This window comes from Pectobacterium versatile (assembly GCF_003932035.1).
GTDB lineage: Bacteria > Pseudomonadota > Gammaproteobacteria > Enterobacterales > Enterobacteriaceae > Pectobacterium > Pectobacterium versatile.
The window spans coordinates 2,064,435-2,083,779 of the sequence record NZ_CP034276.1; the positions used below are offsets into that span (position 1 = coordinate 2,064,435).

The following is a 19,345-nucleotide window of genomic DNA, read 5'->3' on the forward strand; positions in this document are numbered from 1 at the left end:
CAGACGGTATGATGGGCGCTAGGCTCCGTTATCGGAAACGATCATTTCTTCTCTTGAAATTTAGGAAAACTAAATCTGATGGCAATATCGCTCCCACTGTTGGCGTTGCGCACCTTTGTTGAGGTTGGGCAGCGAGGTAGCATCAAGGCTGCGGCTGAAGCACTGAACGTGACGTCTGGCGCAGTTAGCCAACAGATTCGGGTGCTGGAAGAGCGGGTAGGGGTGGTACTTTTCACACGAGAGCGGCAGGGGCTGCGGCTCACTGAGGCGGGGGGTGATGTTCATCCCTCGCTGCTTCAGGCTTTTGAGCAAATCGAAAAGGCAGTGCAGACTTTAGATAAGATTAAGACCCGCCAGACCCTGACAGTCAGCACGGTTGCCACTTTTGCGGCATCATGGCTGGTGCCGCGTCTGGGCCGATTCAACCATCGCCATCCGCACATTGAGGTACGGGTCGAGGCGACCTCGGCCGTGGTAGACATGCGGCGAGATCGTGTCGATGTAGCACTGCGGCATGGGTTGGGTGTCTACCCAGGTCTGGATGTTACCCGGCTGATGGCCCCTGTACTGGTGCCGGTGGCTTGCCCTGGATTGGTTACTACGGATGCGACACTCAAAGAACCTGAAGATTGCCTGGCTTACCCGTTGTTACACGATAGCGATCGTGCAGACTGGCCGCTTTGGCTTGCAGCGCATGGGGTTGCCGAAGACCCTCGCGCCGAGCGAGGTACAGCGTTTGAGGATGACTTCCTGTTGATCCGTGCGGCTGAAGCTGGCCAGGGACTCGCGTTAGTGCCGTTAGAGTATGCGGAAGATGAAATTGCTGCGGGGCGCTTGGTGCAGGTGCTCGACAAACCGTGGCCCGCACGGTTCGCCTATTATGTGGTGACGAAACCGGGTGCCATGCAGCGGCAAGAGGTCAAGGCGTTTGTGGACTGGATCTTGGAAGAAGCACAGGGCGTTGCATGACGCGAGCCGCCCGACCGCGTGGTCAGGTATCGCTCTAAGATTTTGATAATCCTGCTGGGGCAAGTCCAGATAGGGTCGAGCGAATTTCGGAAATGGGTCATGGTGAAATAAAAAAACGCCGCTTATGGTGATAAGCGGCGTTGATGTCGTCTGGTTTCGTTGGCTAACAGCAAAGTTCTTTTACTAACAGAACAATATCACAGCAAGGGAGCGATATTGTTTAGCTGGTTTTTCCTTTACTCAGGACACGACGTCCTTCCTGATAACGCTTATTCCAGTAGTCTTCGGTCATCTTGGAAATGATGACACCACTGCTGGTTGACGCGTGGACGAACTGATCGTTGCCGAGATAAATGCCAACGTGGCGGCCGGTTGAACCTGCACGGAACAGAACAAGATCGCCAACACGCAGTTTACTGCGCTGAATTTGCTTGCCCATCTCTTGCTGTTCATAGGTTGAACGCGGTAAATCCATACCAAACTGTTCGCGGAAGGTGCGCTGAACGAAAGCTGAGCAGTCAATGCCACGGCGACTATCACCGCCTAAACGGTAACGAACACCTTTCCAACTGGCATATTGGCTAAGTAACTTGGATTTGATATCCACGTTACGAACCAGTGCTTCAAATTCATCCTGAGAGGCTTGCAGTAAAAGACCATCTTTATCATTAACTGCATGCATATCAGTTTGAGCTTTATTGTTGTATGCACTATTACTTCCACATGCGGAGAGCATCATTGCTACCGCGACGGCAGGCACTGCCCGCCAGATATATCTCAGAATCGGTTGAGACTTGACCATTGTTGTTATGTTCCCTTGCTGTCCTTAACGATAAATATCGCTATGTAGTATCCCCATTTCATTGGGGTATAAATGCCAAACGAAAACGAGACTCAGACTAAATCAGAGTTTCTTCTTAGCCAAACACTCATCGGCGAAAGTGTGCCGGAATGCACATTATTTCTCTTGCCGCCGCTAGTTCAGTATGCGCTAAAAAGCAAACTTGAACGAGACTACCGCAACAGAAGCAGGATTGCGAGCAGTTTTAACTATTTTATTTATAAGATTTAATGATGTATTCAGCTAAAAAAAGTCGATGTAAAAAATCTGAAACCATGTGAATTTATACTGTCGATTTTTTAGGTAATAGCCGGTTTAACTGGGCAATAGCGGCATCGCTTGCTGGCGTTAATAGCCACCAGCTTAGCCCGACCAGAACAACGGAGAGCGAACCGACGGCAATATCGGTAAACCAATGTGCACCAATCATGATGCGAGGCAATGAGAAAATCACCATGATGGCCAGACCGATAGCGAAAGCGGTGCGGGTAAAATAACGCAGCATAAACGCAGCAAAGATCATCAGCATCATGCCGTGGTCGCCGGGGAAGCTGTCCGATGAAGCATCTTTGGTCGGAATACCGGTTAAATCTGATACGCGGTTGACGTCACTAAAATAGAGGGTCGGGCTGGCGTGTTGCACTGGTAATAAATGTCCTGCCTGATTCAGCACGACGGCAGTTAACAGCATGACAACACCGAGGATCAACAAACGGCGACGTTCTGTGGGCGTAGCTTTTAGATAAAACGACAGATACAGCAACCCCATTGCAACGAGCGCACAGCCGTCAAACGCGCGGTTATTAGTAATAGCAACCAGATGTAAAAACGTCGGGCTATCAACCAAGAGGCGGTTGAAATAGAAAAAGATATGGCTGTCGAGCGTGAGCCAAAAACCATGATTTTCCGGTAGATACCAGGATAAAAACAGGCCGATGCCCAATACATTGAGCATTAAAATAGAAGAAAAACGAACAAATGACATAAGGCAAAAAATCCAAACAAAGACGAAAAAACTCCAGTTTAGTCCACGTTAGTTAAACGAGCCTTTAACAACGAGGCTTGTAACGTATTCCATTCTGCTGGTGTTTCATTAATGACTTCGATACGGCTATCAATCGGTGCCGCCGATCGGGTTTCTATATGAAGATCGTGTCCCTGACGGTTCACGACGAGCGTCCCTTCTTTTATACGCATTACCCCTTTAACTCGACTTACGGGAGAAAGACGGACCCAGTCCAGCAGAGCGGCGGTATCAAAAGCGGTCTCAGGTGCGAATATCCAGCCACAGGCGTGGTATCCCTGTCCCTGATTGAGAGAGCGTCGCCAGGATTGTCCACTCGGTAATTGCAGCGCGGCCAAGTTATTTTTTGGCTTATGCGCGTGGTGGTGGGTGCCATCCGGCAGTTCACGTACGTTGTGTCGCGGTTGGTCGAGCTGCTGCCGGTCAACGTTTCCCTGACTAGCCTCGATAATTTGCCGACCATCGCCGCTTGTCTGCTGCCACTGCTGTAAGGCCGCGAGATCGTCGGCGGTATAAGTATCGCGCTTGTTGGCGATAATAATGTCAGCGGCGGCAAGCTGATCGCGGAAGTTCTCATTTTCCGTATAGCGAGTATCACTCAATTGACGCGCATCCAGCAGACACAGCGTAGCCTGTAATGTCAGCCAGGGCTGATAGATATCACTCGTCAGCAAGGAGAGAATTTGTTTCGGGTGGCCGAGTCCCGTAGGCTCGATGAGCAACCGATGGGGCTTCTTCTGTTGCAGCAACATATTCAGGCCAACCTGCATCGGCAAGCCGTTTACGCAGCACATGCAGCCACCGGGAATCTCTTTCAACACCGCGCCGCTGTCCGCCAGTAGCGCACCGTCAATGCCCACTTCACCGAATTCATTGACTAGCACCGCCCAGACTTCGTCCTCAGGCTTTTGCGACAGAAGATGCCGAATCGTGGTGGTTTTTCCACTACCCAGAAACCCTGTAATCAAATTGACTTTCGTTAGCACGGTAGGCTCCTAATGCGGGGGAAGGTTGACGTGTGCCGGATAGGTCATCCGGCGACAAGTATTGTGCGGGAAGCACAATGTAGAATGTTAGTCTGCGCGACCCATGTAGCGACGTTCTGGAATATGAATACGGATCTTTTCACCTGCGCTCAGATATTCTGGAACGGGGATAACCAGACCGGTGCTCATGGTAGCAGGTTTGTTGCGTGAACTGGCAGAGGCGCCTTTAATGCCCGGTGCCGTCTCAACAATTTCCAGATCGACCGTTTGTGGCAGTTCCAGCGCGATGATTTGGCCGTCCCAGCTCAATACTTGAATTCCCGGCATCCCGCCTTCAGGGATAAACAGCAACTCTTCTTCTATTTGATCCTTTTTGAAGAGGTAAGGTGTGTAATCCTCATCATCCATAAAGACGTATTCGTCGCCGTCAATATAAGAGAAGGTGACCGTGCGGCGCGTCAGCGTGATGGTATCGATAATGTCGTCGCCTTTAAAGCGCTCTTCCACTTTCAAACCTGTACGGACATCAGAAAAACGCATTTTGTACAGCGTACTGGCTCCGCGGGCGCTAGGGCTCTGGACGTCGATGTCCTTTACCAGCAATAACTTGTCGTTATAGTTAACGACCATTCCGCGTTTAACTTCGTTCGCTCTTGCCATAAAAATTACCTGCTATAAGGAGTGTGATTTTTGTGGCGACACGTTACTCGCGCCGAAGAGTTCAGGCAAGCATATACTCGTCATCCTTCAAATTTCATGTACGTTGGCTACGCTCACTCACCCGAATCACTTACTTGTGTAAGCTCATCGGGATTCCTTCGCTTGCCGCCTGCCTGAAATTCGAATTATTTAGAGTATAAGGAAAAAAGGGCTGATATTGGTTTTTGGTAGAAGGGCTGTTATGGTGGCGCTCTCTACTTCTTGTCAGCCCACCGGAGAGCTTGCTGATGGACTGTCGCCCCCATTGCGGTGCCTGCTGTATCGCGGCATCGATTTCAACGCCAATGCCGGGCCTGCCGCACGGCAAGCCTGCAAACACGCCCTGTATTCATCTTGATGACGCGATGCGTTGCGGGCTGTTCCATTCTCCATTGCGGCCTGCGGTTTGCGCGGGGCTAAAACCGCGCGCGGATATGTGTTTCAGCCATCGTGATGAGGCGATGATTTACCTGCTGAAACTGGAAGCCGACACCGCCCCTTAATGTACAGCGATCAGGCGTCTTTGATGCGCCACATACAATAGATAGAACCGGTGATCATCAGCAGCGCGAAGAAGAAGACGGCATGATAGTTCCAGATTTCAGCAACAATCCCAGCTAGTGAGCCAGAGATGATCCAGCCAACGCGCGTCGTATTGGTAAACAGCGTGGTTGCCGCACCTGCCTGTCCGGGCATCAAGTCCTGAAAGTAAAGCATGCCGATTCCGGCCAGAATGCCAATAAAGATCGCGTTCAGTACCTGTAACGCCAGCAGCGCTACTTCGCCATTGAGAACCAGCAAGCCGCCGAAGAACAGTAAACCGGAGGCAACGGCAAGCCGCATCAGGAAGCGTTTACCGAAGCGTTTGGCAACGTAGCCAGCAATCAGCATCACCGGAATCTCCAGCCCGGCAGCTACGCCCATCATGATGCCCGCTAGTTTCTCTGGCAGATGCAACTCATGCACCAGATACAGCGGCATATTAATGAGGTAAATGCCGTTGCAGGTCCACATCAAGGTACAGGCTACGAATAGCAAGAGCGTATCACGGCGGTTGCGGCGCGGTGATTCCAGTGTGGAAGTGGTCTTTTCCACGGCTTTGGGCATGGAAGGCAGAAAGAGTTTGACCAGAATGCCGCACAAGATAAAGACGACCGCGGCGGTCAGATACATCGTCGTGAAGCCGAATCCCAGTGCCAGCGCAAAGGCGATGGGCGGGCCGACAACCCAGGCAAGAGAAATTTGCGCGCGGAGGATGGAGCTGAACATCGCCGCTTCACGCCCGGTTTTATCCGCGTGCTCCCGCGCCAGCGCAAAAAGCTGTGGGTTCGCGGTCGAGCCAAAGCTGCTCAGCAACACGCCGATAAAGAGCAGAATAAAGTAGTTTCGGTTCCATGCAAACAGCATGCAGGCGAGGGCGCCCAGCAGGCAGCAGACGAAAATCAGCGATTTGCGATCGCCCTGACGGTCCGAACGCGTGGCCAGCATTTGGCTGACGACAATACCGATAACCGCGCTGCCGGTATAAAACATCCCGACTAAGAAAGGACGAACCTGTACTTCGCTGGAAAGAAAGAGGCTGAGCGTAGGAAGTTGCAGGGCACCGGCCGTTCCAGTCAGGAAGGCTATAACTAAAAATGCTGACGATGTCAGGTCGAGCGGACGTCGCGTTGTGTTTGCAGGAGTGAACATAAATTGATAGCGCTTGGAAAATAGGCAGAGGCTGTCGAGCGCGACATAGTACTCGGGTTTATAATGAAACAGAAATCTTGTTTCATTATTTTTCGTCAGCACGACTTCAGCCATTCGGTGATTTTTGTTGGCGGGCTGTGCGTTATCCACGTTAAAATGTGCGTGATGTCAAAGTTCTGTTACGTCAGCAGCGTAGAAAGCTTGCATAAATGACGTAATAGAATGAGACTTTTGAAACGTTTCAGCGGAATTTTTTTTGAAACGCCCTAACAATCGACACATTTTTTTCTCATAAAAGCTGAAACGATTCAACTTTCAGCAAGAGAGGAGTGCCATGTTCCAGTTGTCACAGCAAGATATTCATTTGGGCGCAGCGGCCAGTAATAAGCAGGAAGCTATCCAGCTTGTTGCTTCAGCACTGACCGAGGCCGGGTGCGTTAACGCAGGGTATGTCGACGGCATGCTACAGCGCGAACAGCAAACATCCACCTATTTGGGAAGCGGCATTGCTATCCCTCACGGCACAACCGATACCCGCGATCTGGTATTGAAGACCGGGGTTCAAGTATTTCAATTTCCTCAGGGTATTTCCTGGGGTGAAGATCAAATCGCCTACGTGGTGTTGGGGATTGCAGCCCGTTCTGATGAACACCTTGCGTTGCTGCGTCAGCTGACCCACGTCCTGAGCGACGATCGCGTAGCGGCACGTTTGGCAAGCACAACTTCAGCAGAAGAATTGCGTAGTCTGCTGATGGGCGAGCAGCAACTGGCGGAGTTCCGCTTTGATACCTCACTGATTGCGCTGGATGTGGCGACCGATAATCTGTTGACGCTTCAGGCACTGAACGCCGGTCGTCTTCAGCAGGTTGGTGCAGCAGACGCCAGCTTTGTCAGCACCGCAGTCAGCAATAAGCCGCTGAATCTAGGGCAAGGTGTGTGGTTCAGCGATAGCGCTGTCGGCAACCTCAGCAGCGCGGCTGCGGTGGCACGTCCGGCTACGCCTTTCAGCGTTGACGGCGAAAACGTCGCTTTACTGGTGACGGTGTCCGCGGCTGACGATCAGGCTTTTGCGCCGATTGATTACCTGAGCAACCTGCTGATTGCGCAAAAAGCGGAACGTCTGCTGACGGCTGACGCACCGACGCTGCTGGCCCTTTTGACCAGCGACGTACCGGAAGAGAGCGAAGTGCTGACGGCAGAATTTAGCATTCGCAACGAACACGGCCTGCACGCGCGTCCGGGCACCATGCTGGTGAACGTGATCAAGCAGTTCAGCAGTGACATCACCGTCACCAATCTGGACGGCACAGGCAAACCGGCAAATGGCCGCAGCCTGATGAAAGTCGTCGCGCTGGGCGTGAAGAAAGGTCACAAATTGCGTTTCACCGCCAGCGGTAGCGATGCAGAACAAGCACTGGCCGCGATTGGCGAAGCGATTACGTCCGGTTTGGGCGAGGGGGCAGCATGAGCAGGAGAGTAGCCACAATCACCCTGAATCCAGCTTATGACCTGGTTGGCTATTGCCCAGAAGTTGAGAAAGGCGAAGTAAATCTGGTTCAGACAGCAGGTCTGCACGCCGCAGGCAAAGGTATCAACGTTGCCAAGGTGCTGAAAGATCTCGGGATTGATGTCACGGTAGGTGGCTTTCTGGGTAAAGACAATCAGGATGGTTTTCAGCAATTGTTCAGCGAGCTGGGCATTGCCAACCGTTTCCAGGTTGTGCCAGGACGTACGCGTATTAATGTCAAATTAACCGAAAAAGATGGCGACGTAACCGACTTCAACTTTTCCGGTTTTGAAGTGACACAGCAGGATTGGCAGCGTTTCGTCAATGACTCGCTGAGCTGGCTTGGGCAGTTCGACATGGTTGCGGTGAGCGGCAGTCTGCCTGCTGGCGTCGATCCTGATGCGTTTACCGACTGGATGTCGCGTCTGCGCACGCAGTGTCCTTGCATTATTTTCGACAGCAGCCGTGAAGCGCTGGTGGCGGGACTGAAAGCCTCTCCTTGGTTGGTGAAACCAAACCGCCGGGAGCTGGAGATATGGGCTGGGCGTAAATTACCTACGCTGGCTGATGTGGTGGATGCCGCCCACGCGCTGCGTGAGCAGGGTATCGCGCATGTTGTGATCTCACTGGGTGCGGAAGGCGCGCTGTGGGTGAATGCATCGGGCGCGTGGCTGGCAAAACCACCGGCTTGTGATGTGGTAAGTACGGTAGGTGCGGGCGACTCCATGGTTGGGGGGTTGATTTATGGCTTATTAATGCGTGAGTCCAGTGAGCACACTCTGCGTTTGGCTACGGCGGTTTCAGCGCTGGCCGTCAGCCAAAGTAATGTTGGTATTACCGATCGTCCTCAGTTGGCCGCAATGATGGCGCGTGTCGACCTCAAACCCTTTAACTGATACAGCAGGAGATAAAAATGAAAACGCTGCTGATTTTGGATAAATCACTGGGCCTGGCGAGAAGCCAACTGGTGAAGAACCTACTCGGCGCTGCCGCTGCGAAAGCAGGGGTGACGTTTACAGAACAAGCTAACGACGCTGAACTGGCGATCGTTCTGGGTGCGTCCGCCGCGGCGGATAGCGCACTGAATGGCAAGCAGGTTTATGTCGGTGATATCGAACTGGCTGTTTCGCAGCCGGACGCTTTCTTGGCGAAAGCGCAGGCTGAAGCTACGGTCTATCAGGCCGCTGCGTCAGCTCCTGTTCAGCAGCCCGCAGTTGCCAAGCGTATTGTTGCAATAACGGCGTGCCCGACGGGCGTCGCGCACACGTTTATGGCGGCAGAAGCGATTGAAAGCGAAGCAAAAAAACGCGGCTGGTGGGTCAAAGTGGAAACGCGTGGCTCCGTTGGCGCGGGCAATGCGATTACCCCTGAAGAAGTTGAACAGGCCGATCTGGTGATCGTCGCGGCGGACATTGAAGTCGATCTGGCGAAGTTTGCCGGTAAGAAAATGTATCGCACCTCGACCGGGCTGGCACTGAAGAAGACGGCGCAGGAGTTAGATAAAGCGCAGGCTGAAGCTAAAGTATATCAGCCATCCGGGCAAGCCAGTGCGTCAAGCGCTAGCGAGTCTGGTCAGAAAGGCGGGGCAGGCCCGTATCGTCACCTGTTGACCGGCGTGTCTTACATGCTGCCGATGGTGGTGGCGGGCGGTCTGTGTATCGCACTCTCGTTTGTCTTTGGTATTGAAGCCTTTAAACAGGAAGGTACGCTGGCAGCGGCGTTGATGAAGATCGGCGGCGGTTCTGCTTTTGCGCTGATGGTGCCAGTGCTGGCAGGCTACATCGCATTCTCCATTGCGGATCGTCCGGGCTTAACGCCGGGTCTGGTTGGCGGGATGTTGGCGGTGAGTACGGGAGCGGGCTTCCTCGGTGGGATCATTGCCGGTTTCCTGGCGGGTTATATTGCCAGAGCGATCAACAATAAACTGATTCTGCCGCAAAGTTTGACTGCGCTAAAACCGATCCTGATTATCCCGCTGTTCGCCACGTTGGCGACGGGTCTTATCATGATTTACGTCGTTGGTACGCCAGTGGCGAAAATCCTGACTGGCCTGACAGGCTGGCTGCAATCCATGGGTACGGCGAATGCGGTGATCCTGGGGGCAATCCTAGGTGCGATGATGTGTACGGATATGGGCGGGCCGGTTAACAAGGTGGCTTACGTCTTCGGTACGACCTTGCTCAGTAGCCAGATTTACGCGCCGATGGCCGCCGTTATGGCAGCTGGTATGGTGCCACCGTTGGCAATGGGTCTGGCGACCGTGCTGGCAAGCAAGAAATTCAACCCGACCGAGCGTGAAGGTGGTAAAGCGGCATTTGTACTGGGCCTGTGCTTTATTTCCGAAGGGGCGATTCCTTACGCGGCGCGTGATCCAATGCGCGTTCTGCCTTGCTGCATCATCGGTGGCGCACTGACTGGTGCGCTGTCGATGGCGGTGGGCGCTAAGCTGATGGCACCACACGGTGGCCTGTTCGTGCTGTTGATTCCTGGTGCGATTACCCCAGTTATTGGCTACCTGTTAGCGATCATTGCGGGAACCGCAGTGGCTGGCGTGCTCTATGCGCTGCTGAAACGCTCTGATGAACAGCTGGCGAAAGTCGCGTAAGTCTGACTTTTACGATGCAGGAAACGGCGTCGTGAATAAAAAGTAATGCCATAACACAAGGATGTGGATGAGAGAGCGCCAGTTGGGTAAACCAACTGGCGCTTTTTACTATTATGGCGTCAAGAAGCTAACTAGCGCTGTGCTTCGGATTTGAGCCAGGCGATTTCGTCAGCCCAGATATCGGGGTTGATCGTTTCCAGAATCATCGGGATACCATCAAAGCGGGCATCTTTCATGATATAGCTGAAAGCGGTTTTGCCAATATTGCCTTCCCCCAGGCTATGGTGTCGGTCAACGCGGCTGCCGAACGCGCTTTTGGCATCATTCAAATGCATTCCGCGCAGATAGCGAAAACCAACAATACGATCGAATTCAGAGAAGGTGGCTTCGCAATCGGCTTCTGTCCGCAGGTCGTAGCCACCGGCGAAGGCGTGGCAGGTATCGATACAGACGCCGACGCGGCTTTTATCCTCAACACCATCGATGATGGCCGCCAGATGCTCAAAGCGGAAACCCAAATTACTGCCTTGCCCGGCGGTGTTCTCAATCACGGCGGTGACGCCATCCGTTTCCGCCAGCGCGATGTTGATGGACTCGGCGATACGTGCCAGACAGTCCGCTTCCTCTATCTGTTTCAGATGGCTGCCGGGGTGAAAATTCAGCAGGCTTAGCCCAAGCTGCTGGCAGCGCGACATTTCATCAATAAACGCGCTGCGAGATTTCTCCAGCGCCTCGGCGTCCGGGTGACCCAGATTAATCAGATAGCTATCGTGGGGCAGAATCTGTGCTGGCGTATAGGCGTACTGCTCACAGGCGGCTTTAAAACGCTCGATAACCTCTGTGCTGAGCGACGCGGCCTGCCATTGGCGCTGATTCTTGGTAAATAAAGCGAAAGCCGTCGCCTGTATCTCATGTGCGCGAATCACGGCCTGATCGACCCCGCCAGATGCGCTAACGTGCGCCCCGATGTATTTCATGTTGGTCTCCTCTGGTAACGGAGACATTATGCAGGTTAATGAGACGTTAACAGGTAAATAATTTATCGTTAGCCGAATAAATGTTCGAAGAACAGATTAATGCCCGCACCGCCAACGACCAGCCAGAGAAACAGAACGAGTGCCAGCAGCAGCGGCTTTGCACCTGCCTGCTGGATGGCACTGAATCGGGTTGTGAGCCCTAGCGCCACCATCGCCATGGTCAACAGCACATTATCGAGCTGTACCAGCTGCGTGACGAGCGCGGGAGAAAGTAGCTGGAAAGAATTGAAGGCGGCTACGGCAATAAACCCCAGCGCAAACCACGGGAACATCAGTGGAATCGCGTCTTGCGCGTCATTTTTTTGCGCCGTTTTTTTCAGGTAAAACCCAAGAATGAGAAGGAAAGGGGCCAGCATCATCACGCGCAGCATCTTGCTGATGACGGCGATGTTTTCCGTCGCACCATCGACGGCATGCCCAGCGGCAACGACCTGAGCAACTTCATGTATCGTCGAGCCGAAGTACAGACCTACGATCTGCGGTGTGACGTCAATCCAGTGATGTTCGAGATTAAGCTGATAGAGCCACGGATACAAAAACATCGCCGTCGTACCGAAAATCACCACGGTGGAAACGGAGACGGCAATCGCATTGCTGGACGCTTTGACCACGGGCGCGGTTGCCATGATCGCCGCCGCACCGCAGATGCTGCTGCCAGCACCGATGAGCATCACGGTCTCATTGTCGAGTTTCAGCCAGCGCTTGCCTATCCAGCAGGCGAGTAAAAACGTCAACGTGACGACGGTAAGATCGACCGCAACACCGGTAAAGCCAACGGCTGCAACCTGCTGAAAGCTGAGGCGAAAACCATAAAGTATGATGCCCCAACGGAGTAAATGCTGTTTGGCCCACTGCACGCCCGGGTCACACAGCGGATGAAGACGCGGATAAACGCTATTTCCCAGCACGATCCCACTCAAGATCGCCAATGTCAGCGAACCCGGTCCCCAATGGGCGATTTTCGGAATATTTGCCAGCCAGAGGAGCGAAAAAGTAATTAAACTTACTAACAGCAGATCGGGTAATCGCGCTTTTGCTCCATCGGGCGGGTCTATCGTGTGTAATGTCGCAGGAAGAGCCATGGGTTTGGTGCCTATTCTGACCGTACCGAAAATTGAGAAGCCAGCTTATAATCCATGAGATTAAAAGAGAAATTGATTATATATTTATAACCTATAAGTATTTCAGATAAAGAGCACACTATGCATATCACGTTACGTCAACTGGAAGTCTTTGCCGAAGTCCTGAAAAGTGGTTCAACGACACAGGCCTCCGTTGTGCTTGCCCTGTCTCAATCGGCTGTCAGCGCGGCTCTGGCGGATTTAGAAGGGCAGTTGGGTGTTCAACTTTTCGACCGCGTGGGTAAACGTCTGGTGGTTAATGAACATGGCCGCCTGCTGTATCCCAAGGCACTGGCACTGCTTGAACAGTCGATGGAAATTGAGCAACTGTTCCGGCGTGATAACGGAGCGCTACGTGTCTATGCCAGCAGCACCATCGGCAACTATTTATTGCCTGCGATGATTGCCCGCTATCGTCATGACTACCCTGACATTCCGCTGGAGCTGCATGTTGGCAATACGAAAGATGTGATCACCCGCGTATCTGAATTCAGTGTCGATTTGGGCTTGATCGAAGGGCCTTGCCATCACCCCGATTTGATTACACAGCCCTGGCTGGAAGATGAGCTGGTGGTGTTTTGTTCTCCCGAACATCCGCTCAGCCGCGGTTCTGCCTCATTAACGGCGCTGGCGGATGCGCACTGGATCTTGCGTGAACGTGGCTCAGGCACGCGCGAAGTGCTGGATCACCTGCTGCTGACGCACCTGTCACATTTCCATCTGGTGATGGAATTAGGTAATTCAGAGGCGATTAAGCATGCGGTTCGCCACGGGATTGGCATCAGCTGCCTGTCGCGGCATGTCATTGCCGAGCAGTTGGCGTCAGGTTCGCTGGTGGAGTTGAAGGTGCCGCTGCCTAAACTCACGCGGACGCTGTATCTGGTTCATCACCGACAGAAGCATCTTTCAAATGTGCTGCAGCGTTTCTTGAGTTATTGCTGCGAAACGCCATAGCGAAAATATTTTCTGCTGCTAATAATCGGACGCGAGTTATTAAGCTCTCTTATAACTCGACGATCTTAACTATTCAGCACAACGCTATTTGCTACAATCCCGCCTCGATTTTTAGCACGAGCATGCAGGATAACAATGGCTCAGCACGATATTCAACAAACTACACAGGGCGCACCGACCCTGCGCCGTGAACTGAAAGCACGGCATTTAACGATGATCGCCATTGGCGGATCGATTGGCACCGGGTTATTTGTCGCGTCTGGTGCGACGGTTTCACAGGCGGGCCCAGGTGGCGCACTTCTGTCTTATGCCCTGATTGGGCTGATGGTTTACTTCCTGATGACCAGTCTGGGTGAGCTGGCGGCGTTTATGCCGGTTTCTGGTTCGTTCTCCAGCTACGGTTCCCGCTATGTAGAAGAAGGGTTCGGCTTTGCGCTGGGCTGGAACTACTGGTACAACTGGGCGGTAACTATCGCGGTCGATCTGGTGGCGGCGCAACTGGTAATGGGATATTGGTTCCCTGACGTCTCCGGCTGGATCTGGAGTGCGCTGTTCTTGGCGCTGATGTTCCTGCTTAACTACATTTCCGTGAAAGGATTTGGCGAAGCGGAATACTGGTTCTCACTGATTAAAGTGGTCACGGTCGTCGTTTTCATTGCCGTTGGCGTGATGATGATTACGGGCATCATGAGCGGTGCGGAAAATGCTGGATTCCACAATTGGGAAATTGGCGATGCGCCCTTTGCTGGCGGCTTCTCTGCCATGATCGGTGTGGCGATGATCGTCGGCTTCTCTTTTCAGGGGACGGAACTGATCGGTATAGCTGCTGGGGAATCTCAGGAGCCGAGTAAAAATATTCCGCGTGCCATCCGTCAGGTTTTCTGGCGCATTCTGTTGTTCTACATCTTCGCGATTCTGATTATTAGCTTAATCATTCCGTATACCGATCCAAACCTGCTGCGTAATGATGTAAAAGACATTACGGTGAGCCCGTTCACGCTGGTGTTTGAGAACGCGGGCCTGCTGTCTGCGGCGGCGGTGATGAATGCGGTCATCCTGACGGCGGTGCTGTCGGCGGGTAACTCCGGGATGTACGCCTCTACACGTATGCTGTTTACGCTGGCATCGGAAGGTAAAGCGCCGCGCATTTTCGCCAGGCTGTCAAAAGGCGGTGTGCCGCGTAATGCGCTGTACGCCACCACCGTGGTGGCGGCGCTGTGTTTCCTGTCTTCTTTATATGGCAACCAAACCGTTTACCTGTGGCTGCTGAATACCTCCGGTATGACAGGCTTTATTGCCTGGCTGGGGATCGCGGTTAGCCATTACCGTTTCCGTCGTGGCTATGTCATGCAAGGACATGATCTGAATCGTCTGCCTTATCAATCGCGTTTCTTCCCGCTCGGGCCGATCTTCGCGTTTGTGCTCTGTCTGATCATCACGCTGGGGCAAAACTATCAGGCGTTTCTGGAAGATAAAATTGACTGGTATGGTGTGACGGCGACGTACATCGGTATTCCACTGTTCCTGCTGATTTGGTTCGGCTATAAGCTGTATCGTGGAACACACTTCATCAAGTATCAAGAGATGACGTACCCCGATCATAAAGACTAAATCGTAAGAATGCGGTTAACGGGCGACTCCCTGACGGGGGTCGCCTTTTTTATTGGTTTTTTTCTGTTCTTGTCGTTACGCTCATGTCTTTCTTTACTCTCGCATGTTGATTTAAATCAAATTTATTCACATTGATTTTTTAGGGTTATACTACATTAACTCGATTTAATAATTGGGAGTGACGATTAATTTATTGTTTATTAATGATTTTACATTAATTTTTGTTTGTTTTTATTGCGCATGCAAATGATTTTAATTTTCATTTACAATTATTTCTCGATCATTACAATGTGTCCGACAAAAAAACTCAATGCAAATGATTCGTTTTTGAGGACACAGACGCATGGCAATAAGTATAAGAAAATCGGTGGCATTGGCACTTGCTACAACCGTATCTACACCCGTTATCGCCGCACAGGACGATACGCTGGTTGTAACGGCTTCTGGCTATGAACAAAAAATCACTGAGGCGGCGGCGAGTATTTCCGTTGTCAGTCAGGATGAACTGACGAAGCGTAAATATAACGATCTTGGCGAAGCGCTCAGCGACGTGGAAGGCGTGGATGTGCGTAGTTCAACGGGGAAAACGGGCGGTCTGGACATCAGCATTCGCGGTATGCCAAGTGACTACACGCTGATTCTGGTTGATGGTATTCGACAGAATGGTTCATCGGATGTCACCCCGAATGGGTTTGGTACGATGAACACCGGTTTCATTCCACCGTTGGCGGCGATAGAGCGTATTGAAGTTATCCGTGGGCCGATGTCAACGCTGTATGGCTCTGATGCGATGGGCGGTGTGGTAAATATCATCACCAAAAAAGCGTCGAAAGAGTGGGTTGGGAATATCACGTTGGACCATACCTTCCAGGAAGACAGAGACTATGGTGATGCTTCCAAGTTCTCGATTTATTCCAGCGGTGAGCTGATCGAAGACAAACTGGGGCTTGCCCTGCGCGGCAACATCTTCCGTCGCGATGCATCAGAAGTGAAATCCTCAGAGGGAGCTTTACTGAATCAACGAGGTGCTAACCCTGTAAAATCAGATAATTACTTGCTAGGTGGTAAGTTAACCTGGATCCTGAATGATAAGAACTCTATATGGCTGGATGGGGAAGTTGCCAACCAGCAATATGATAATAAGGAAAATCAATTAGGAACGATTGGTGCTACAGGCGGCTATGAAGGTTCATTACATTATCAGCGTCGTAAGTTAACGCTGGGGAGTGATAATCAACTGAGTTTTGGTTCATGGAACTCTAGCTTGTCTTACAGTGAGACGGATAACAAAGGCCGCCTAATCACAACCGATTCTGTTCCTGCGGGTTCACCAGCGGTAGGTCAGAAACGTCGTCTGGAAAATACCAACGTTATTCTTGACTCGAAGCTGGTTGCTCCAGTAGGTGAAAGCCACTTGGTTACTATTGGCGGCCAGTATTGGAATGCAACGCTGAAAGATGGCGTCGTTTTGGCTAACAATGGGAATAAGTTTAAGCAAGATTCATGGGCGCTGTTTAGTGAAGATGAATGGCGCTTGCTGGATTCATTGGCTTTAACCTATGGTGCACGCTATGAGTACCATGAAACCTTTGGTGGTCATGTCAGTCCACGTGCTTATGTGGTTTGGAATGCATTGGATGACCTGACGATAAAAGGTGGTGTCAGTACGGGTTATAAAACCCCGTCACTGGCGCAGCTCCATAACGGTGTTAGCGGGGTAACGAGTCAGGGAACGGAGACTGTCATTGGGAACCCGAACCTGAAACCAGAAGAGAGTACGAATACTGAACTGGGCGTTTACTATGAGAACTATACCGGGTTCGCTGCGAATGCAACGCTGTTCAATAACCATTTCCGCAATAAAATTGACAGCTATGATGTGTCGACTACCCCTGCGATTAGTTCTTACCGAAACATCGGCAAGGCAGTGACTCAAGGGGTTGAATTGGGCTCCACAATTCCATTGTGGTCAGAGGATTGGACACTGAATGTAAACTATACCTTTACGGATAGTGAGCAAAAAGGTGGTTTAAACCCAGGAGCGCCTCTTACCAACACGCCGAAGCACATGGCTAACGCACGCCTTAACTGGAACGTTAATGATAAACTCTCGACGTGGTTGAAGGCGGAGTATCGAGATAAAACAGCACGTTATACGCAGAATTATAGTTCGTTCACTTCTGCGGCCCAGAGAGAGGCATACGATGATAAAGGAGCCTACTTTAAGTCTTTCACGGTGGTTAATTGGGGTGGCTCTTACAAGGTTTCAAAAGATGTGACCTTGAACGGAGCAGTAAACAACCTGCTAGACAAGGATTTCACCAGCGGTATCCGTACTTACGGTTCAGGAAGAGGGGCATTTACTACGGCTGATTATTATTCTTTCAGCCGAGTGACTTCAGGCTCCGTACTGCCAGGTCGTAATTACTGGCTATCGGTAAACGTCAACTTCTGATGTAGCACCTTCCCGGAATGGGTCAGCTCATTCCGGGGCATTATGACCCTCGCTTGCTTCCTCTCTCCAACGACATGTCACCACTTCTGCGGTTTTTCTCGAGAGTGTATTCTTTATGATTAACAACGGGGCTTAGTTGTGACCCGTTATTACGGATATCTCTTTGCCGATGTCATGATAACAATGAGCAGCAGACTTTATTTTTTTGTGATATTTCTGAATATCGTGGCTAACAATGTCGATGAATGAAATTCATTATATTAGGTATTGTTAATTGCTTTAATGCTGACTACGCTTCACGTTACGGAGTGATGGATTTCCAATGAGGCAGGAGGTGTAACGTTATTAATACGTTCGTTGTCTTGTGTCATACAGAGAATTTAATTCATTATTTTTGTATGAGAATACCTGTCGTGATTGCCGACTGCAGAGCCTTTGATATCTGCAAGCGGAAATCAGTGTATGAATAGCAACCAGGGCACGATGATGTTAAAAATTACCTTTTTGGATAAAGGCTCACTGCCTGAAACCATTTTCCTGAAAAAGACGAGTTTTAGGCGTCCACAGTGCCGCCATGAATGGGTTGAATATAACTATACCTCGCCCGATCACGTTATCGCCCGAGCAAAAGACACCCACATTATCATCACGAATAAAGCCCTATTAACGCGAGATACCTTGGCTGCGTTGCCTGCGTTGAAGCTGATTGCTGTAACGGCAACAGGCACCGACAATATCGATCTTGTTGCTGCTAAAGAACTGGGTATCACGGTCAAAAATGTACCGGGCTACTCGACGCAAGCCGTATCCGAGCACGTGATTGCCATGATTTTTGCGCTAAAGCACAGCCTGATGGCGTGGTATCGCGATCAGCTGAGTGACCGCTGGGCCAGCCAGTCGCAATTTGCTTATTTTGATCATCCGGTCAAGGACATCGCGGGTGCTACGCTGGGCATCATCGGCGCGGGGACGATTGGGCGGGAAGTCGCACGTCTGGCACAGGCGCTGGGGATGAAGGTGATTTTTGCCGAGCGCCGGGGCGTCTCACAGTGTCGCGCTGGGTATCTGCCGTTTGAAGACGTTCTGCGGTTAGCGAATGTGATTTCACTCAACTGCCCGCTGAATGAGAGCACGCAGCATCTGATTAATGCAGAGACGCTCGCCCTGTGTAAGCCCACCGCGTTTATTATTAACACCGCCAGAGGCGGGCTGATTGATGAGCGCGCGCTGGCAGAGGCATTACAGCAGCGCACCATTGCCGGTGCCGCGCTAGACTGCCTGACACAGGAACCGCCAGCAAAAGACAACCCATTAATGGTTGCGGCGAAAACCCTGCCTAATCTTCTGATTACTCCACATATCTCCTGGACTTCCGCCTCATCGTTGCAGTTGTTGATGGAAAAGACGATTGAAAATATTGATGAGTATGCTCAGCAGAATGGATACAAATAAGCTGTAATTTGATTTCGCCGGGTATGAAGGAATATTGCCCGGCAGAGGTATTATGATATTCATCAATTTTAATTGATTATCAAAATTGAATGTTTCATCGGGTTGATTCTTTCATGGTCGATTATCTATGCCGTTCTCGCTATATCGACAGGGAATGAACACGGCGCATGTCAGACCTAAAGCGAAAATATTATTATTTGTGATTATTCCGAATGCCCTCTTGGTTGTGTGAGGAAATATTTATTTCTTAATAATAACGGAAGTAAATAATAGAGTGAAGGCAGTGATATTTTTCGGCAGTAAGACGTCGATTAATGAGAAAAGGCATGGATGGACGGTATTGTCATCCGCCCCGAATCGACTGAACGGGGCGGAGGTGAGACGTTACTAAA

General features: G+C 51.3%; 16 protein-coding genes. 9 read left to right on the plus strand and 7 right to left on the minus strand.

The features are described 5' to 3' along the window. Nucleotides 1–78 precede the first annotated feature (78 nt). A complete protein-coding gene (locus EIP93_RS09400) occupies nucleotides 79–969 on the plus strand; it encodes a LysR substrate-binding domain-containing protein (protein ID WP_206428393.1) in 891 nt (296 codons plus the stop codon). Between the two features lie 220 nt (nucleotides 970–1,189). On the opposite strand, the gene mepS is transcribed toward EIP93_RS09400, so the two are convergent. From mepS to yeiP, 4 genes are all read right to left on the minus strand, one after another. Further along, nucleotides 1,190–1,771, minus strand: coding sequence for a bifunctional murein DD-endopeptidase/murein LD-carboxypeptidase (gene mepS, locus EIP93_RS09405; protein WP_125232624.1), 582 nt, complete (start codon nucleotides 1,769–1,771; stop codon nucleotides 1,190–1,192). A gap of 322 nt (nucleotides 1,772–2,093) precedes the next feature. Next, nucleotides 2,094–2,795, minus strand: a complete 702-nt coding sequence (locus EIP93_RS09410) for a phosphatase PAP2 family protein (RefSeq protein WP_107333006.1) — start codon at nucleotides 2,793–2,795, stop codon at nucleotides 2,094–2,096. Between the two features lie 38 nt (nucleotides 2,796–2,833). Continuing rightward, nucleotides 2,834–3,820 carry a CobW family GTP-binding protein gene (locus tag EIP93_RS09415; protein WP_125232625.1) on the minus strand — a complete coding sequence of 329 codons (987 nt, stop codon included), beginning with the start codon at nucleotides 3,818–3,820 and terminating at the stop codon, nucleotides 2,834–2,836. 87 nt (nucleotides 3,821–3,907) lie between these two features. Continuing rightward, entirely contained in the window at nucleotides 3,908–4,480 is a 573-nt protein-coding gene (yeiP, locus tag EIP93_RS09420) for an elongation factor P-like protein YeiP (RefSeq protein ID WP_103860948.1), read from the minus strand. 287 nt (nucleotides 4,481–4,767) lie between these two features. On the opposite strand from yeiP, the gene EIP93_RS09425 reads away from it, so the two are divergent. Further along, nucleotides 4,768–5,022: a hypothetical protein gene (locus tag EIP93_RS09425; RefSeq protein ID WP_010294776.1), complete on the plus strand. Its 255-nt coding sequence runs from the start codon at nucleotides 4,768–4,770 to the stop codon at nucleotides 5,020–5,022. A 10-nt stretch (nucleotides 5,023–5,032) separates the two neighbouring features. Here the strand turns inward: EIP93_RS09425 and setB are convergent, their stop codons facing one another. Further along, complete coding sequence (gene setB, locus EIP93_RS09430) at nucleotides 5,033–6,211, minus strand: sugar efflux transporter SetB (protein WP_125232626.1); 1,179 nt, start codon at nucleotides 6,209–6,211, stop codon at nucleotides 5,033–5,035. A 334-nt stretch (nucleotides 6,212–6,545) separates the two neighbouring features. Between setB and fruB the strand changes: the two genes are divergently transcribed. Genes fruB through fruA form a run of 3 tightly spaced genes read left to right on the plus strand, consistent with a single transcriptional unit; the run spans nucleotide 6,546 to nucleotide 10,323 of the window. Next, entirely contained in the window at nucleotides 6,546–7,679 is a 1,134-nt protein-coding gene (gene fruB / locus EIP93_RS09435; protein WP_125232627.1) for a fused PTS fructose transporter subunit IIA/HPr protein, read from the plus strand. Further along, nucleotides 7,676–8,614: a 1-phosphofructokinase gene (gene fruK / locus EIP93_RS09440; RefSeq protein ID WP_005967280.1), complete on the plus strand. Its 939-nt coding sequence runs from the start codon at nucleotides 7,676–7,678 to the stop codon at nucleotides 8,612–8,614. Before fruB ends, fruK begins: the two co-directional genes overlap by 4 nt. Before the next feature lie 17 nt (nucleotides 8,615–8,631). Then, nucleotides 8,632–10,323: a PTS fructose transporter subunit IIBC gene (fruA, locus tag EIP93_RS09445; protein ID WP_109225635.1), complete on the plus strand. Its 1,692-nt coding sequence runs from the start codon at nucleotides 8,632–8,634 to the stop codon at nucleotides 10,321–10,323. A 131-nt stretch (nucleotides 10,324–10,454) separates the two neighbouring features. Here the strand turns inward: fruA and nfo are convergent, their stop codons facing one another. Together nfo and EIP93_RS09455 are read right to left on the minus strand one after the other, a co-directional pair. Continuing rightward, nucleotides 10,455–11,300: a deoxyribonuclease IV gene (gene nfo, locus EIP93_RS09450; RefSeq protein ID WP_107333003.1), complete on the minus strand. Its 846-nt coding sequence runs from the start codon at nucleotides 11,298–11,300 to the stop codon at nucleotides 10,455–10,457. 68 nt (nucleotides 11,301–11,368) lie between these two features. After that, entirely contained in the window at nucleotides 11,369–12,442 is a 1,074-nt protein-coding gene (locus EIP93_RS09455) for a YeiH family protein (RefSeq protein ID WP_125232628.1), read from the minus strand. 120 nt (nucleotides 12,443–12,562) lie between these two features. Here EIP93_RS09455 and yieE point away from each other — a divergent pair, with 120 nt between their 5' ends. The 4 genes from yieE (at nucleotide 12,563) to EIP93_RS09475 (ending at nucleotide 18,953) form a co-directional block, all read left to right on the plus strand. Next, nucleotides 12,563–13,435, plus strand: a complete 873-nt coding sequence (gene yieE, locus EIP93_RS09460; protein WP_040030890.1) for a DNA-binding transcriptional regulator YeiE — start codon at nucleotides 12,563–12,565, stop codon at nucleotides 13,433–13,435. Between the two features lie 135 nt (nucleotides 13,436–13,570). Next, a complete protein-coding gene (locus tag EIP93_RS09465) occupies nucleotides 13,571–15,046 on the plus strand; it encodes an amino acid permease (RefSeq protein ID WP_040030891.1) in 1,476 nt (491 codons plus the stop codon). Between the two features lie 343 nt (nucleotides 15,047–15,389). Continuing rightward, the gene (locus EIP93_RS09470) at nucleotides 15,390–17,501 is read left to right on the plus strand and encodes a TonB-dependent receptor domain-containing protein (RefSeq protein ID WP_119158597.1); all 2,112 of its coding nucleotides are present in this window, start codon (nucleotides 15,390–15,392) and stop codon (nucleotides 17,499–17,501) included. 462 nt (nucleotides 17,502–17,963) lie between these two features. Then, nucleotides 17,964–18,953 carry a 2-hydroxyacid dehydrogenase gene (locus EIP93_RS09475; RefSeq protein WP_080766181.1) on the plus strand — a complete coding sequence of 330 codons (990 nt, stop codon included), beginning with the start codon at nucleotides 17,964–17,966 and terminating at the stop codon, nucleotides 18,951–18,953. Nucleotides 18,954–19,345: the final 392 nt, after the last annotated feature.

Excerpts from the sequence above, each read along its gene's own strand:
- EIP93_RS09400 (WP_206428393.1), top strand. The coding sequence starts at position 79 with ATGGCAATATCGCTCCCACTGTTGGCGTTGCGCACCTTTGTTGAGGTT.
- mepS (WP_125232624.1), bottom strand. The coding sequence starts at position 1,771 with ATGGTCAAGTCTCAACCGATTCTGAGATATATCTGGCGGGCAGTGCCT.
- EIP93_RS09410 (WP_107333006.1), bottom strand. The coding sequence starts at position 2,795 with ATGTCATTTGTTCGTTTTTCTTCTATTTTAATGCTCAATGTATTGGGC.
- yeiP (WP_103860948.1), bottom strand. The coding sequence starts at position 4,480 with ATGGCAAGAGCGAACGAAGTTAAACGCGGAATGGTCGTTAACTATAAC.
- EIP93_RS09425 (WP_010294776.1), top strand. The coding sequence starts at position 4,768 with ATGGACTGTCGCCCCCATTGCGGTGCCTGCTGTATCGCGGCATCGATT.
- setB (WP_125232626.1), bottom strand. The coding sequence starts at position 6,211 with ATGTTCACTCCTGCAAACACAACGCGACGTCCGCTCGACCTGACATCG.
- fruB (WP_125232627.1), top strand. The coding sequence starts at position 6,546 with ATGTTCCAGTTGTCACAGCAAGATATTCATTTGGGCGCAGCGGCCAGT.
- fruK (WP_005967280.1), top strand. The coding sequence starts at position 7,676 with ATGAGCAGGAGAGTAGCCACAATCACCCTGAATCCAGCTTATGACCTG.
- fruA (WP_109225635.1), top strand. The coding sequence starts at position 8,632 with ATGAAAACGCTGCTGATTTTGGATAAATCACTGGGCCTGGCGAGAAGC.
- nfo (WP_107333003.1), bottom strand. The coding sequence starts at position 11,300 with ATGAAATACATCGGGGCGCACGTTAGCGCATCTGGCGGGGTCGATCAG.
- EIP93_RS09455 (WP_125232628.1), bottom strand. The coding sequence starts at position 12,442 with ATGGCTCTTCCTGCGACATTACACACGATAGACCCGCCCGATGGAGCA.
- yieE (WP_040030890.1), top strand. The coding sequence starts at position 12,563 with ATGCATATCACGTTACGTCAACTGGAAGTCTTTGCCGAAGTCCTGAAA.
- EIP93_RS09465 (WP_040030891.1), top strand. The coding sequence starts at position 13,571 with ATGGCTCAGCACGATATTCAACAAACTACACAGGGCGCACCGACCCTG.
- EIP93_RS09470 (WP_119158597.1), top strand. The coding sequence starts at position 15,390 with ATGGCAATAAGTATAAGAAAATCGGTGGCATTGGCACTTGCTACAACC.
- EIP93_RS09475 (WP_080766181.1), top strand. The coding sequence starts at position 17,964 with ATGAATAGCAACCAGGGCACGATGATGTTAAAAATTACCTTTTTGGAT.